The organism is Zwartia panacis (genome assembly GCF_030410395.1).
GTDB classification, from domain to species: Bacteria; Pseudomonadota; Gammaproteobacteria; order Burkholderiales; family Burkholderiaceae_B; genus Zwartia; species Zwartia panacis.
The window spans coordinates 181,074-196,126 of the sequence record NZ_JAUHHF010000001.1; the positions used below are offsets into that span (position 1 = coordinate 181,074).

The following is a 15,053-nucleotide window of genomic DNA, read 5'->3' on the forward strand; positions in this document are numbered from 1 at the left end:
AGCCGATGATATAATCAAAAAATGAAAGATCATGAAATTCGCACGCTGTTGGATCTACATGATCAGATCATCGACCAAGAGAATGGCTACTGGCTCAAAATAGAGGCTTGGGAAGTCAAAATTAGCAAAGATATACCTCATGGTATTCGGTATTCCCTTACGCTGCATGCCCCAAGCGGTAAACGAATTTTAGGTTATGACAACGCTCATGCCGTTAAGATGATAGGGAAGAGATATTCTGGTCAACGGATACCGTTTGATCATAAACATAGGCATATTGCAGACAAGGGTGTGCCATATGCATTCAAAAATGCGCATCAATTGTTATCAGACTTTTTTACTGAAGTTGATTCGGTTTTAAAAGAGGCGAAGTCAAAATGAAAATTATTAAAATAGGTATTGCTTCACAAGAAAAAATTCGCGCACGTATGTTGGCGATCGCGAGAGGTGAGCTCAAACCTAAGCCTTCAGATCCTAAAATTTGGTTTACTTCAATGCGTTCACTGTCTGAAGTACTCAGCGACGAAAATCGAGCGCTTCTGGATGTCATTCGCACTTCACGACCTGCATCTATCAGTGCACTTGCTGATCTCACAGGACGTAAGCAAGGAAATCTCTCGCGTACTTTAAAAACGATGTCACGATACGGTTTAGTAAAAATGGAAAAGCACGAGCGATCACTTCGTCCGATTGCTCATGCTGAACGTTATCAGATTATGGTCTGAGTTAACTGAGCGCGAAACTACGACTAGTACGATCCCATGTAGTCTTTCTTGCCGATCTCGACGCCGTTATGACGCAACAGGTTATAAGCGGTGGTGACGTGGAAGAAAAACTGCGGCATGCCGTATTTCAATGCGTAGTCTTCAACCGCCAGTTTTTTCTCTTTTGGTGTACCGGGGCGTAATACGACTTCTTTGACTGTGCTGCCATTTAGTTGTTCAGCGGTCATGCCGTCGATGAGTGCGATGGTTTTGGCGATGCGCTGTTGTAGTTCGGCAAAGCTTTGTTCGGTATCTTCGTAGGCAGCGACCTCTACGCCCGCGATACGCGCCGGAACACTTTTGGCAAAGTCGCAAGCGATCTGGACCTGACGCACTAGTGGCAGCATGTCGGGAAAAAGACGCGACTGCAACAACACGACTGGATCAAACTTGCGCTGTTGTGCGTGTTCTTCGCCCTTTTTGAGCACATCGCTCAGCGCCAAAAGCATTTGTTTGAAAACAGGCACGGTTGCGCTGTAGAGGGAAATGGACATGATTTTCTATCCTGTTCGGGCTAAGTCGAGATTGATTAAAGCATGATCTCACTGATCGGAAAATTTCATTTGGTTGTATCCAAATGTTAATCGTATACTGTATTTATGTACAGTATTCTTGCCTCCCAAACTCAATCCGCCAAAGCGGAGCCAAACCTGACTCAAACGCCTGTTCATGCGGCGCTGGAGCCGGCTGCGCGGGATTTACCGCTTTTGGCGCACCGGATCAGCGCGGGCTTTCCTTCGCCTGCGGCGGATTATCTCGAGGTCGGGCTTGATCTCAACGACTATCTGGTACGCAATAAACCCGCGACATTCCTGTTCACGGTCAAAGGGGACTCCATGTCGGGTGCCAGCATCGAAGAGGGTGACAAGGTCATCGTGGATCGTGCGCTGACGCCCAAGCATCGGGATATTGTGGTGGCGGTGGTGGATGGCGAGTACACGCTCAAGCGGTTGTTCAAGCATCGCGGGCGCGTCGAATTGCGCGCTGAAAATCCTGCTTACTTACCGATCGAGTTCAAAGATGGCAATGAGTTATTAGTCTGGGGGGTGGTGGTCGGGGTGGTGCGGCGCTACTCAGCAAGGGGTGGATGATGTTCGCGCTTGTGGATGTCAATAATTTCTATGTCTCTTGTGAGCGTGTGTTCAAGCCCAAGCTTGAAGGTATTCCGATCGTTGTGCTGTCTAACAACGATGGTTGTGCGGTGGCCCGCAGCAATGAGGTCAAGGCGTTAGGCGTCAAAATGGGCACGCCATGGTTCCAGATGAAAGACTTGGCGCGTGAGCACCGTATTCTGGCGTTTTCCTCCAACTACGCGCTCTACGGAGATATGAGCAATCGTGTAGTGCAGATTTTGCGGGACTTTTCGCCTGATACAGAGGTCTACAGTATCGATGAGTCTTTTTTGCAGATCGAAACGGTCGCGCACCTTTACGGGGGGGCGCTATCGATGGGGCAGCAGATGCGCCAGCGCATCAAACAGTGGACGGGACTGCCTGTTTGCGTGGGAGTCGGACCGACTAAAACGCTTGCCAAGTTCGCCAATCATTTAGCTAAAAAAAATCCTGAATTCGAGGGGGTATGTGATTTGCATGTGATCCCGCGTCAGGAGCGTGTGCGCTGGATGAGCGGCATCGAGGTGGGCGAGGTCTGGGGCGTGGGGGGACGGATCGCGCGCCGGCTCGAGGCGATGGGGATTCATACGGTCCTGGATCTGCGCAATGCTTCGCCAAAAGAAATGCGCAGGCACTTTGGTGTCGTCATGGAGCGCAGCTGTAATGAGTTGCGCGGGATTTCTTGTTTGGCGCTTGAGGATGTTGCCGGACCCAAACAACAAATCATGTCTTCGCGCAGTTTTGGCCGACCTGTTGAAACGATCGAGGAGTTACGCGAGTCGCTTGCGAGCTATTTATCGCGCGCGGCTGAAAAACTACGCAAGCAACAGTCTGTCTCGGCGGCTGTGTACGTGTTCATCCAGACGAATCGCTTCAACCAAGATGAGCAATACAACGCGAGCGTGACGGTGCCTTTGCATGAGCCGACTGATGACACGCTCACCCTCACTGCTGCGGCCTTGAGTGGTTTGGAGACGATTTATCGTGCTGGTTTTCGTTATAAAAAAGCGGGCGTGATGTTGATGCTCCTTTCGGACAAACAGAGGCGCCAGATGAGTATTTTTGATAACTTGGCAGCGACACAGAAATCAACTCAGCTGATGCGCGCGCTTGATACGATTAATCGTGATTATGGGCATGGTACGGTGCGCTCTGGAGTGAGTGGGTTCACGCAACGCTGGGCGATGCGCAATGAAAACCGTTCACCACGGTATACAACGCGCTGGGACGAGTTGCCTGTTGTACGTTAGAAGATATCGAACGTATTTAGCGCCGTCCACCCGCCATTTTGATCGCTTCTGGTTGTCGTCGCAGTGTCATCATGCTGAGGGCGCCTAGTAACGGACCAATGGCCAGTACGATGAAAGCATAGCGCCAGCCAACCATCTCGGAGATCTGTGCGATGAGCCAGATCGAGGAGGCTGTGAGCAGAAAACCGAGGCTGGTCTGCAGGGTCAGCACTGTCCCGATCAAGCGGGGTTCGGCGAGTTCGGCGATGGCCGCCGAAAACTGTGCCGAATCCGCTACAACGGTCATGCCCCAGACCGCCGCGATCACGATGACTGCGATTGGACCCGCGTCCACTGAAAAGCCGATCAATAGCGCACAACCGCCGCTTAAGAGCAGCGCGCCGGTAGTTGTCAGGGTGCGACCAATACGATCGGCAAGCAGACCTGCCAGCAAGCATCCAATCGCTCCAGTGGCCATCACGAGAAAGGTGATCAACGAAATGGAGGAATGACCCAGTTCGATCTCCATGCCTGAAGCAGGCAGCGCCCAGACAAAAAAGCTACCGAGCCAAGCCCACATGGCATAGAGCTCCCACATATGCCCAAGGTAGCCACCCTGAGCCAGCAAAATGGGTTTATTTTTCAGCAGCGCTTGAAGGTCTGCCCAGCGAAAAGTCATGGACTTGGCATGCTTGGGTCCGAGCGCGACAAAATGGATAGCCGCTGCCGCTGCAATCGCGCAGCCACTGGCAAGCGCGACGGGGATGTGCCAGCCGATACTGACAAAGGCGTAGAAAAGATGCGGCATGGCAGATCCAAGCGTCACGGCGCCCACCAGAGCCCCCATGAGCAGCCCCATGTTGCCTGTGGACCAGCCAGCAGCGAGTTTCATGCCGACTGGATAGACGCCAGCCATACAGACTCCCGTTGCAAATCTCAATACAGGCGCCGCAGGATGATCAAAGCCAGAAAGCAAGAGTGCCCCATTGAATAGTGCGCCAAGTAATGCCGCTGCTGAAAACAGCACGCGAGAGTCAAAGCGGTCGGCAAGTCCAAATCCGGCGCTTGTAAACGTGCCGGCTACGAAACCAATCTGGACTGCAGATGTGAGTGCGGCGGCGGCATCGGTCGAAAGCTGACCAGCATCCAAAAGACTCGGTACCGCTGCCGAGGCAGAAAACCATAATGCCATCGCCGCGATTTGACACACGATAATCAGAAAGATGGATAGGCTGCGTCCGCTTGCGCGCATGAGGGTCCAATCTTGAAAATGGGCGATTACCCGGAACTTTGTGATTTTATATTTAACTCAGAGACAAAATCACAATGATGTTTCCCTTACACTCAATGACTATGGCGAAAAAACTCAGCAGTCTCACTCATTGGTTACGTGAGTACCGGGTGTTCTCCCGGTACAAGACACAGTGGTTTCTGGCCGCGCTGTTTTTACTTTTGGCTGCAGCTGCCACGCTGGCCGTACCACTCGCATTTCGTGATTTGGTCGATACCGGATTGACCAGCGAGGCGGTTGATCTGAAATTCATCAATCTGTTGCTGTTGGCTGTGGCGCTGGCATTGATGACTGCGAGCCGGTTTTACGTGATGTCATGGCTCGGCGAGCGTGTGGTCGCGGATATCCGACGGCGTGTCTTTGAAAACGTCTTGCGACAGAGTCCTGCGTATTTTGAAACCCTACAGACAGGCGAAGTGTTGTCACGGATGACGAGCGACACTACTTTAGTTCAAACACTAGTGGGCTCAAGTATCTCGATCGCATTGCGTAGCCTGGTGATGTTGCTTGGTGGGATGACCATGATGCTGGTGACCAGTGCCTGGCTAGCCGGCGTGATGATTATTTTGCTCTTGGTGATCGTTCTACCCCTCTGGGCCTTGGGTCGGCGCGTGCGTAAGATGTCACGGGCCAGCCAGGATAAAGTCGCCGATACGAGTGCGATGGCTGGCGAGGTGTTGAACGCGATCACGACTGTTCAGGCGTTTGTGCGAGAGCCCTACGAACAAAAACGTTTTGATTCGGCGGTCGAGCAGGCCTTTGCCGAAGCCAAAAAACGTATCACCATGCGCTCAATACTCACAGCGTCGGCGATCGTGATGGCCTTTGGCGTCATTGTGTTTGTTTTATGGATGGGTGCGCGTCAGGTCACTCAGGGCGTCATATCGCTTGGTGAGTTGACTCAGTTCGTGTTGTACGCGGTCTTGATTGCTGGCTCGATTGGAGCACTATCAGAGACCTGGGGTGACTTGCAGCGCGCAGCGGGTGCGATGGAAAGACTCGTCGAGTTGATGCAGGCCAGGCCTGCCTTGATTGATGACTCAAATAAAAACAGCGAAAGCATTGATCGATTGATCACCGGCATTTCAGCGCCAGATTCGTTCATGGGGAATGAGTTTGCTGAGGCATTGAAATTCAAGGACGTCACGTTTTCCTATCCCTCACGGCCTGATTTTCTGACGATGAATCACTTGTCCTTTTCTGTATCGAGTGGTGCCCGTTATGCGCTGGTGGGGCCCTCTGGCGCGGGGAAAAGCACGTTATTTGCGATGCTATTACGTTTTTATCAGCCTGCTGCTGGACAAATCGAAGTGTTCGGCCGTGATATTACGCAATGGCCGGTGAGCACGTTGCGTAATTTGATTGGCATCGTTCCTCAAGAACCGGTCATATTTGCAGCCAGTGCGATGGAAAATATCCGCTATGGCAGACTCGATGCAACCGATCAAGAAGTCATCGCAGCGGCCCAGACTGCGCACGCCCATGGCTTTATCACGGCCTTGCCGCAAGGGTATGACAGCTTTTTAGGTGAGCGGGGCGTGCGATTATCAGGTGGACAAAAACAGCGGATTTCAATTGCGCGCGCGATTTTGAAAAATCCGCCGCTCTTGCTGCTTGATGAAGCGACGAGCGCTCTGGATGCAGAGTCGGAGCGCGAGGTTCAGCTCGCGCTGGAAAGTGTCCTGCCAGGCAGGACATCATTGACGATCGCGCATCGTTTGGCGACAGTGCTTCAAGCTGACCGTATTATTGTGTTGGAGGATGGTACGGTGGTCGAGCAGGGTACGCACGCGGAGCTGATTGGCCAAAGTGGTTTGTATGCACGGCTGGCGAAGTTGCAGTTTGCTTGATCAAAATACCCCTAGAAGTCGTATGGAACTCTTTGTTCAGCAGACTAGTCTATAAAACTTATTTAACGTACTTTACAAGGAGCCTATGATGCATTGTCCAGTTTGCAAAGATCCTCAGCTCGTGATCTCTGAGCGTCAGGGTATAGAAATTGATTACTGCCCATCATGTCGGGGTGTATGGCTCGATAGAGGAGAATTGGATAAACTGATCGAAAAGTCGAATGTCATGAATCAACCAAGTCCGGTTAGCTCGTATCAACAAAGAGAGTCTCAGCCGCGCATGGATGACCGTTATCATTCGGACTCTAGACATCATTATCAGAAAAAACCAAAAAACTGGCTCAGTGAATTTTTTGATTGAGTATAGATTTTGACCCTGACACATTGACATCTCTACTCGCTCACTTTATGTCCACTCATCCATGTTCAGTTCAAGCACTACAAAATCTGAGTCTTCCTGTTATCGCCTCTCCGATGTTCACAGTCAGTTATCCAGAACTGGTGTTGGCGCAATGTAAAGCGGGAATAGTGGGGTCTTTTCCAGCATTGAATGCTAGAGAGCCTCAGATACTGGATGAATGGCTTTATCTGATTGAGCAGGATTTGGAGGCATTTAAAAGACAAAATCCTCAGATGAATATTGGTCCTGTCGCCGTGAATCAAATTTCACATCAATCTAATGTTCGTTTGATGCAGGATGTTGAGACATGTGTCAGACATCAAGTACCGATTATTATCAGCTCACTCAGGGCCCCAGTCCGCGAAGTGATTGATGCTGTGCATAGTTATGGTGGCATAATTCTTCATGACGTGATTACTATCAGACATGCAGAGAAAGCACTTGAGGCGGGCGTTGACGGATTAATTGCTGTTGCAGCGGGTGCGGGTGGTCACGGCGGAACATTGTCGCCTTTTGCTTTGGTCGGCGAAATTAGGCGCTTCTTCAAGGGTCCTTTGGCACTCTCGGGATCAATCGCGACCGGACGTGCCGTATTGTCAGCTTTGGCGATGGGCGCAGATTTTGCTTACATAGGTACTCGATTTATCGCCAGCAAAGAGGCCAATGCAAGCGAGCAATACAAGCAGACAATTCTAGATTCTGCCGCGGCTGATATCATTTATAGCGATTATTTCTCTGGTGTTCATGGAAACTATCTTCGCGAGAGTATTGTGCGCGCAGGTTTGGATCCTAATAGTTTGCCTGTTGGCGACAAGAATAAAATGAGCTTTTCTGATGGCCGCTCAAAAGCGAAGACTTGGAAAGATATCTGGGGTGCTGGCCAAGGCGTGGGACAAATTGATAGCCTCTTGAGTGTTCAGGAAATCGTCAATCAGTTGCGACTTGAATATCAAGAGGCTTTGCAATCACTGAGCCTTCGCGCCTGATACTTTGACGGCTTGCTCCCAGCGTGTGAGCTCGTTTTTAAGCAGTTTTTCAAAGTCTGCCGGACTGCCACCTGTAACAAGCGACCCTTGTTGTTCGAATTTCTTTTGCATTTCTGGATCTTTAAGCGCTGTATTTACGGCTTGGTTAAGTGTATTGATTATGTGAGCCGGTGTACCTTTTGGTACGACGATCCCGTACCACACTGTGACAACAAGATCCGGGAATCCGGATTCAAGCGCTGTGGGAACATTGGGTAATACAGAAGAACGTTCTTTGGAGGTAACCGCAAGAGCTTTGATCCGACCATCTGTAATTAAAGGTGCGGTTAAAGGGACGCCGTCTATCACCGTATCGACTTGGTTGGCCATTAAGTCTTGAACGGCCGGGGATCCGCCTTTGTATGGAACGTGCAAAAGCTTGATCCCTGTTTGAAGTTTAAGTAATTCGATCGTCAGGTGAGAAATGCTGCCGGAACCACCTGTGCCAAAGCTATATTTGTCTGGTGCTCCCTTTGCCAGCGCAACGAACTCACTTAGATTGTTTGCCGGCAAGGAATTTTTTGCCACGATCGCAAGCGGTGATGTTGAAACTAGTGCGACAGGCTCCAAATCCCTGAGTGGCTGAACTGATTGTCCCGGAGTCATGAAGGGATTGATCGTGAGTGATCCAGTATTACCCAGCAGTATCGTATAGCCATCTGGCTGGGCTTTCGATACGGCAACAGCAGCGATACTGCCGCCCGCTCCAGGTCGATTTTCTACGATGATTGTTTGGCCCAGCAGTTTGCTCATGCCGCTGGCGATTAGACGCGCACTTAAGTCGGCGCCACCGCCTGCAGGGAATCCAACCAGCATTCTGATCGAATTAGAGGGATATGTTTGTGCGAATGTCGTCGCTGAGCATGTCAGCAACGTCAATCCGAGCGCGAGCTGTACTTTGGTGAACGCGTGTTTGAAGTTCATTTTGTCTCCTTCGGCTGCCTTTTAGGCTGTTGCTATGTCTTCGAATGTAGTGATATCGCTTGTGACCGTCAAGGACGATTTTTATCCTAAAAGCGGAAAGTACAGTCTGTGTTGCTGCGGTTATTCTCTGTGCCGGTTCGGGTACGAAACTTTGGCTGATTATCCGCAGTGGATTTTAAAATTTTTATCTGTGACTCAAGGTTATAGACTTTTAAGGAAAACTGTCTAAACGATGCAAGGAAAGAATAGAGTTACTTGTCAGTGCCACAAGTTGTGTTGCTGCATTCTTAAATGATGCAACTCCTTGTACGATTCTGCTCGAAATCATCGAAATGCTGTCTGGCGGTTATTTGGTTGAGGATGATGTCGCGCGTTTCGACCATGAGTACGAACGAAGGGTTTTAATGAGAAGTTCATTCAATATGTCGCGAAGCTTTATTGGTTTTTTGTCTCCTTTTAGACTTTCAAAAAAATCATAAAAATCAATTACATACTTCGATTAGCGTACGCTTCGGTAGAAAAAAATTAATCTCAAAATGAATACAATTTCCAAAGGAGTTTTTGATATCTAAACATTAGTTATTTAAAAGAGCACTAAAAAAGCATGCCTCAAAATAAAGCTATCTTGCCAAAATCTTTAGCTGCATCTTTAGTAGTGACATGCCTGATTAATGCTCCATCATTTGCGCAACCATCCGCGGGTTCGCTGATGCAGCAACTGCAGAGTGAACAGCCTCTTATCACTTTACCCCCTGCACAGCCGAGTCTGGCACCCGGAAGATCGGTCCCCACCACACCTGATCAACAAAAAGTATTCATCAAGCAATTTAAATTTCTCGGTAATCAAAAATTATCCGATCAGGATTTACAAGCGCTAGTTGCACCCTACAAAAACACCTCTCTATCTTTTGCGGATATCAAAGGAATCACAGAGCTCATCGGTAAGCATTACAGGCAGAAAGGTTGGCTGGCACGTGCGCTGGTGCCAGCTCAGGACGTGACCGATGGAGTGTTGACGATTCAAGTGGTCGAAGCTGTCGTGGGTGAAATCCGGATCGACAATCAGTCAAAAAGAGTCAGTACAGAGCGAATCGAGTCATGGATTGATAACGGTATCACCCGGAAATCAGGCTTATCCCTCGGGCAATTGGATCGCACGATGCTGACGCTGAATGATTTGCCGGATGTCAATGCGGTCAGTTCATTACAAAGCGGTACAAAAGAAGGCGAAACAGATTTAAATGTTGTGATTACCGATAAACCGCGTGTCGATGGTTTTGTCGATGTCGATAATTATGGTGATCCTGCAACGGGTATTTGGCGTGCAGTTGGAAGCGTCTATATCAATAGTCCTTTGGGATTCGGTGATCAAGCAATCGTTTATGGGTTGTATTCCGAAGGCGTTTCATTTGGACGTGTTTCCTACACCGTTCCTGTCGGTCAAGATGGATTGCGCCTGGGCGTGAACGCGAGCGCATTAAATTACCGTGTGATCAACCGCGATTGGGATACGTTGCGCTTGGGAGGACAATCTCAATCTGGTGGTCTTGAGGCCGCCTATCCAATTCTTCGCAGTCGACCCGCTAATTTATATGCGCTCGGTTTTTACAACTACAGTAATTATGAAAACCGAAGTGACGGCAACATCACCAATCGTTACAAGACTTCTGTGCTGAGTGCTGGACTGTCCGGAAATTTAATGGATGGCTTGGGTGGAGGTGGGACCAATAATGGCTCGCTGATTTTTTCAGTGGGTGTCATTATTTTAAATGGATCACCACTTCAATCTTTTAACGAGGAGACCATCAATACTGGTGGTCAATTCACCAAGATCAGATACTCGTTAAACAGATTGCAAAATATCTCGAAAGATCTCTCTGGGTATGTTTCTTTGTCCGGGCAGTTCGCAAATAAAAATATGGACTCCTCCGAACAAATGTTTATGGGGGGACCCTATGCTGTTCGCGCTTACGCCACTGGGCAAGGTGCAGCGACACAAGGAAATTTACTGACTGCAGAGTTGCGTCTGAGATTGCCTCACCAATTCATCGCAACTGCTTTTTATGATTTGGCTAATGTCCAAATGCTGAAGTCTTCAGATTATCCGGGCAATACAGGTGCAAACATGTATCTGCTACAAGGACTCGGCCTGAGCTTGACGTGGAACGCCCCCAAAAACATTTTGGTACGCGCAACCTGGGCGCATCGCACGGGCCCTCTCTCTGATGCTGCTCAGACATATCTATCCAGCAATGGTGGTTTGAGTCCCAACCGCTTTTGGTTGAACGCTTCTATTTCATTCTGAAACAATGTCTGATCACAACTATTCAGCAACGCGCTCGCTGAGCGACAATTCTGATCGATTCAAACTCAAGCACCTCGTTTGCGTACTGATCAGTATTTTTTGGTATCCCGCGTTTGCTCAAGCTCCTGCGCGAACTCAATTGCCTACTGGTGGAACAGTCACCGCAGGTCAGGCAAACATCTCACAGTCTGGTAACGCTACGACAGTGAATCAATCCTCGAATCGTGCGTCAATCAGATGGAACAGTTTCGACGTGGGAAGGGATGCGACAGTCAACTTCGTTCAGCCTGATACCAAGTCAGCGACGCTGAATCGCGTTGACAGCATGGCGCCTAGTCAAATTTATGGCCAGATCAAAGCAAATGGTCAGGTGTACCTGATGAATCCGGCCGGGGTTTACTTTGCACCCAGCGCAAGCGTCAATGTTGGCGGGGTTGTGGCCACCACGCACCAAATTTCTGACGAAGATTTCATGCAAGGCAAGACGACCCTGAATGGTCGTGGAGCGAAGGGTAGCGTCGTCAATGAAGGGAAAATAGAAACTGATCTGGGTGGGTATGTTGCATTGCTCGCACCAGATGTTCGCAACAAGGGTTTTATTCTGGCGCGTCAAGGTACCGTTGCGATGGCGGGTGGGGAGTCCATTACGCTCAATTTCGGACCACTTAACAAGCTTGAAAGTGTGACAGTCACTGCAGGTGATATGGCGGCCTTGATTCAAAATCAACAGGCGGTTCAGGCCCCTGGTGGTCTTGTCATTATGTCAGCCCGTGCGATTAATCAGCTTGCAAGTCGCGTGGTGAATACCGGAGTGATTGAAGCGCAGGGATTAATCGACAAAGGCGGCCGAATTATTCTAGATGCCGGTTCGACAGGCACAACAGTGGTTTCTGGCAGTCTAGATACATCGAGTCAACAAGGACGCGGTGGTCGTATCGATGTAACAGGTCAGCACATACAGGTGCGCCAAGGTGCCAAAGTCAATGCCTCGGGTGCAACAGGGGGTGGGGAGGTATTTGTTGGGGGTGGCTGGCAGGGTAAAGATCCCTCTCTGCTGCAAGCAACAAGCACGTCGGTTGAGTCTAGCGCTGTTATTCAGGCCAATGCAACAAAGCAGGGAAGTGGAGGTACAGTCGTAGTCTGGTCAGATACTAAAAACGCCAAGTCCACGACTGTCGTCAAAGGCGATATTGAAGCGAAGGGCGGGCCTCTTGGTGGCGGTGGTGGCAAGATTGAGACATCAGGCGCTCAAGTCGATATTGCCGGAGCCATGGTAAGTGCTCAGGCCCCTGCGGGTCGAGGTGGTATCTGGCTGATCGATCCTTACGATTATTTTATTGGTCAGGCACAAGCCTCGACCATTATGAATACACTGAATACTGGTACCGATGTCATTATCGAAACTTCGGTGAACAATACTTCCTTGGGATCCAATGGTAATAGTTCCAGTGCGGGCAATATTATTATTTCTAGTCCAATTACTAAAACGAACGGGAGCTCAGCCACTCTGACTTTAAATGCAGCGAATGAAATTTATATCACTGCGGATATCACTGCGGTCGGTAATGGCCTAGATATAGTGTTGAATGCACCCGGTCGTTCGAGCTTGGTCTCAGGCCGACTCTCCCTTGGTTCAGGCTCTCTCACCAAGTTGGGTGCTGGCGCTTTGACCCTCACACAAAATAATTCATATTCGGGTCTGACTTACATCAATGCGGGAAGTTTGGTTTTTGAAAATGATGCACCAGTTTTTAATACAAGCGGCTTTAGAGGGATCAACGGTTCACTGACCATTCAGCCTGCTTCGTCTAGTTTTAGTGCTCCCTATACAGTACCCTCACTATTGACCTCCGCTTCTTTGGGTGGCTTGACGATTGGTAAACCGTCTAATGAGGCAGCCTTAACGTTTTCAAATAATATTCTGGTTGCTGGACCCATCAATATTTATGGCGGCAGAATTAACTTTAATGCCAACTTGACTTCATCATCAGGTGATATTTTGGTGCGTAGTGCCGGTGTGACGAACATCGCATCTGGTAAATCTTTAAGCGCAACGAATGGAAATATTGTCGTTACCACAAGTCAATTTATGAATGACAGTAACGCTTCTGCATTACAAGCTTCGGGCGCATCAAAGTCATGGCAGGTTTGGAGTACAAACGCGAATCCGTTTGATGGAAGTACTGCAGACGTCACTGGAAATCTTGCATTCGATTTTGTTCAATATAACGCTACTTATGGCGCGACCACAGTCCTTGGAAGTGGTAATGGATTTCTCTACAGCCTTGCTCCGACTGTGAGTGTCGCTTTAGTCGGTACGTCAGCCAAAGTGTATGACGGCAATAAAAGCGCATCTTTAACAGCTTCAAATTACAGTATCATTCGCGGAGGAGTAAATGGCGACGTCGTCACTCAAGTGAGATATCCTACAAGTGGAACCTATGCGACTGCAAATGCAGGTAATGGGATCCTTATCACTGCTGACGGAACATCTGTTTTATCAGCGTCTACCAGTGTCGCCTCTGGTAGTAAGCCCGCTTATGGCTATCGATTAGCTGGTGGGTCAGCATCCGGAAATATAGGTTCGATCTCTCCAGCTAATTTAACTGTCACAACAAACGATTTTGCACGACCTTTTATAGGTCAACCATTTTATGGCGGTAATGGTGTAATGATGTCTGGCTTTGTGAACGGTGAAACGTCGAGCGTGCTCTCTGGCACTCTCATATATACGGGCACGAGTCAGGGTGCAATTAACCCTGGACAATACAGTTTATTAGCCTCCGGATTAACGAATCCGAACTATACGATTAGATATGTTGGTGGTCAGTTAGTCATTACGCAACCTGTTTTTGGAATTGCTTCACCTGCTCCATCTTCGGTGCTAACGGCGATGATTCCTTCGCCTTCAACTCTGGTCATGCCAACACTATCAGTATCTGCTGATGTTGCGGATGCAGGTCCTGATGCGAATACAAGCTCAGATGTTGGTCAGTTTTTGGATAGCAGTGCGAGTACTTCGTCTAGAGGTTCTGGCGCAAATGTAGGCAGTGAGGCAAATACAGCAGCTGGAACGGGTCAAGGTGCTGGCGGTCCTGGTGATGGTGCAGGTCCTGGTCAAGGGGCAGGTCAAGGAATTGGCAAAGGTGGAACTCAAGTTGATTCCACTTCACAACCAATCTCTGATTCAGGGGCTAATGAAGGTAGTTTTGTAAATACTCAGCCGGGAACGGGTCAAGGTGCCGGAGGTCCTGGTGATGGTGAAGGCCCTGGTCAAGGGGCAGGTCAGGGAATTGGCAATGGTGGAGTTAAAGGTCCTGATGTCACTCCAACGATGCCGCCAGGTGGAGTGACGCCTCCAGGCGGAGTTACACCTCCGAGTGGAATTACACCTCCAGGTGGAATCACACCTCCGAGCGGAGTCATACCACCGAGCGGAACCACACCTCCAAGTGGAATCACGCCTCCGAGCGGAGTCACACCACCAAGTGGAGTCACACCACCAAGTGGAGTCACACCTCCAAGTGGAATTACACCTCCAGGTGGAATCACACCACCGAGCGGAGTCACACCTCCGAGCGGAGTCACACCTCCAAGTGGAATCACACCTCCTAGCGGAGTGACGCCTCCAAGTGGAGTGACACCTCCAGGCGGAGTGACACCTCCGAGCGGAGTCACACCTCCAAGTGGAATCACGCCTCCGAGCGGAGTCACACCACCCGGCGTCGCGACACCGCAAGCCAGTACTTCAAACACTCTGACTGGTCAGCGCTTAGTGACTTATGAAGATATTTCAGTTTCTCTTGTCAGAGAACCAAGAGCGCAAGAGAAAGGGCTGGTCACAGTGTTGGTTCCAAATACCATCATCTCGACGGGTAAAGAGTTTTCTTTCAAATTACCTGAAAAAATTGGTGATACTGCAGTGGGTTCTCAGCCGATTAGAATCACCGCCGAAAATGGTGGTCCTTTACCTGGCTGGTTAAATTTTGATCCGAACTCCAAGACACTAGAGTCGATGTCATCTGCAAATCGAGTCTTCCCCGTCAAATTAATCATCCGAATCAATAATCAAACTGCAGACCTCATCATTTCGGAGAGGACAAATTCCAAATAATTAAGCGAATCAATATCGGGTTGTTACGGGGGTTGACTA

General features: G+C 49.4%; 12 protein-coding genes. 9 read left to right on the forward strand and 3 right to left on the reverse strand.

The window, feature by feature from the left end; genetic code table 11:
* Positions 1–21 precede the first annotated feature (21 nt).
* A complete protein-coding gene (locus QWY30_RS00865; RefSeq protein ID WP_290237370.1) occupies positions 22–381 on the forward strand; it encodes a toxin-antitoxin system TumE family protein in 360 nt (119 codons plus the stop codon).
* Positions 378–725, forward strand: coding sequence for an HVO_A0114 family putative DNA-binding protein (locus QWY30_RS00870; RefSeq protein WP_290237371.1), 348 nt, complete (start codon positions 378–380; stop codon positions 723–725). Before QWY30_RS00865 ends, QWY30_RS00870 begins: the two co-directional genes overlap by 4 nt.
* Before the next feature lie 23 nt (positions 726–748).
* Here the strand turns inward: QWY30_RS00870 and QWY30_RS00875 are convergent, their stop codons facing one another.
* The gene (locus QWY30_RS00875) at positions 749–1,258 is read right to left on the reverse strand and encodes a DUF1993 domain-containing protein (protein WP_290237373.1); all 510 of its coding nucleotides are present in this window, start codon (positions 1,256–1,258) and stop codon (positions 749–751) included.
* Between the two features lie 105 nt (positions 1,259–1,363).
* On the opposite strand from QWY30_RS00875, the gene QWY30_RS00880 reads away from it, so the two are divergent.
* Together QWY30_RS00880 and QWY30_RS00885 are read left to right on the forward strand one after the other, a co-directional pair.
* The gene (locus QWY30_RS00880) at positions 1,364–1,855 is read left to right on the forward strand and encodes a LexA family protein (protein ID WP_290237375.1); all 492 of its coding nucleotides are present in this window, start codon (positions 1,364–1,366) and stop codon (positions 1,853–1,855) included.
* On the forward strand, positions 1,852–3,126 hold the full coding sequence (locus QWY30_RS00885) for a Y-family DNA polymerase (protein ID WP_290237377.1): 1,275 nt from the start codon (positions 1,852–1,854) through the stop codon (positions 3,124–3,126). Before QWY30_RS00880 ends, QWY30_RS00885 begins: the two co-directional genes overlap by 4 nt.
* A gap of 16 nt (positions 3,127–3,142) precedes the next feature.
* Here QWY30_RS00885 and QWY30_RS00890 read toward each other — a convergent pair whose 3' ends face one another.
* Positions 3,143–4,357 (reverse strand): MFS transporter, encoded by a 1,215-nt coding sequence (locus QWY30_RS00890; RefSeq protein ID WP_290237379.1) that lies wholly within the window; start codon positions 4,355–4,357, stop codon positions 3,143–3,145.
* 74 nt (positions 4,358–4,431) lie between these two features.
* On the opposite strand from QWY30_RS00890, the gene QWY30_RS00895 reads away from it, so the two are divergent.
* The 3 genes from QWY30_RS00895 (at position 4,432) to QWY30_RS00905 (ending at position 7,632) form a co-directional block, all read left to right on the forward strand.
* Complete coding sequence (locus tag QWY30_RS00895) at positions 4,432–6,246, forward strand: ABC transporter transmembrane domain-containing protein (protein WP_290237381.1); 1,815 nt, start codon at positions 4,432–4,434, stop codon at positions 6,244–6,246.
* A gap of 88 nt (positions 6,247–6,334) precedes the next feature.
* Positions 6,335–6,607 (forward strand): TFIIB-type zinc ribbon-containing protein, encoded by a 273-nt coding sequence (locus QWY30_RS00900; protein WP_290237383.1) that lies wholly within the window; start codon positions 6,335–6,337, stop codon positions 6,605–6,607.
* A gap of 47 nt (positions 6,608–6,654) precedes the next feature.
* Positions 6,655–7,632, forward strand: a complete 978-nt coding sequence (locus QWY30_RS00905; protein ID WP_290237385.1) for an NAD(P)H-dependent flavin oxidoreductase — start codon at positions 6,655–6,657, stop codon at positions 7,630–7,632.
* On the opposite strand, the gene QWY30_RS00910 is transcribed toward QWY30_RS00905, so the two are convergent.
* A complete protein-coding gene (locus QWY30_RS00910; protein ID WP_290237387.1) occupies positions 7,612–8,595 on the reverse strand; it encodes a Bug family tripartite tricarboxylate transporter substrate binding protein in 984 nt (327 codons plus the stop codon). The two genes, QWY30_RS00905 and QWY30_RS00910, sit on opposite strands and share 21 nt — an antisense overlap.
* 604 nt (positions 8,596–9,199) lie before the next feature.
* Between QWY30_RS00910 and QWY30_RS00915 the strand changes: the two genes are divergently transcribed.
* On the forward strand, positions 9,200–10,900 hold the full coding sequence (locus tag QWY30_RS00915) for a ShlB/FhaC/HecB family hemolysin secretion/activation protein (protein ID WP_290237389.1): 1,701 nt from the start codon (positions 9,200–9,202) through the stop codon (positions 10,898–10,900).
* 4 nt (positions 10,901–10,904) lie between these two features.
* Positions 10,905–15,014, forward strand: coding sequence for a two-partner secretion domain-containing protein (locus QWY30_RS00920; RefSeq protein ID WP_290237392.1), 4,110 nt, complete (start codon positions 10,905–10,907; stop codon positions 15,012–15,014).
* Positions 15,015–15,053 lie beyond the last annotated feature (39 nt).

What these genes read in the sequence shown, in the direction of transcription:
- QWY30_RS00875 (WP_290237373.1), bottom strand. Translation starts at nt 1,258, where the DNA reads ATGTCCATTTCCCTCTACAGCGCAACCGTGCCTGTTTTCAAACAAATG.
- QWY30_RS00900 (WP_290237383.1), top strand. Translation starts at nt 6,335, where the DNA reads ATGCATTGTCCAGTTTGCAAAGATCCTCAGCTCGTGATCTCTGAGCGT.
- QWY30_RS00890 (WP_290237379.1), bottom strand. Translation starts at nt 4,357, where the DNA reads ATGCGCGCAAGCGGACGCAGCCTATCCATCTTTCTGATTATCGTGTGT.
- QWY30_RS00895 (WP_290237381.1), top strand. Translation starts at nt 4,432, where the DNA reads ATGATGTTTCCCTTACACTCAATGACTATGGCGAAAAAACTCAGCAGT.
- QWY30_RS00905 (WP_290237385.1), top strand. Translation starts at nt 6,655, where the DNA reads ATGTCCACTCATCCATGTTCAGTTCAAGCACTACAAAATCTGAGTCTT.
- QWY30_RS00885 (WP_290237377.1), top strand. Translation starts at nt 1,852, where the DNA reads ATGATGTTCGCGCTTGTGGATGTCAATAATTTCTATGTCTCTTGTGAG.
- QWY30_RS00880 (WP_290237375.1), top strand. Translation starts at nt 1,364, where the DNA reads ATGTACAGTATTCTTGCCTCCCAAACTCAATCCGCCAAAGCGGAGCCA.
- QWY30_RS00920 (WP_290237392.1), top strand. Translation starts at nt 10,905, where the DNA reads ATGTCTGATCACAACTATTCAGCAACGCGCTCGCTGAGCGACAATTCT.
- QWY30_RS00870 (WP_290237371.1), top strand. Translation starts at nt 378, where the DNA reads ATGAAAATTATTAAAATAGGTATTGCTTCACAAGAAAAAATTCGCGCA.
- QWY30_RS00910 (WP_290237387.1), bottom strand. Translation starts at nt 8,595, where the DNA reads ATGAACTTCAAACACGCGTTCACCAAAGTACAGCTCGCGCTCGGATTG.
- QWY30_RS00865 (WP_290237370.1), top strand. Translation starts at nt 22, where the DNA reads ATGAAAGATCATGAAATTCGCACGCTGTTGGATCTACATGATCAGATC.
- QWY30_RS00915 (WP_290237389.1), top strand. Translation starts at nt 9,200, where the DNA reads ATGCCTCAAAATAAAGCTATCTTGCCAAAATCTTTAGCTGCATCTTTA.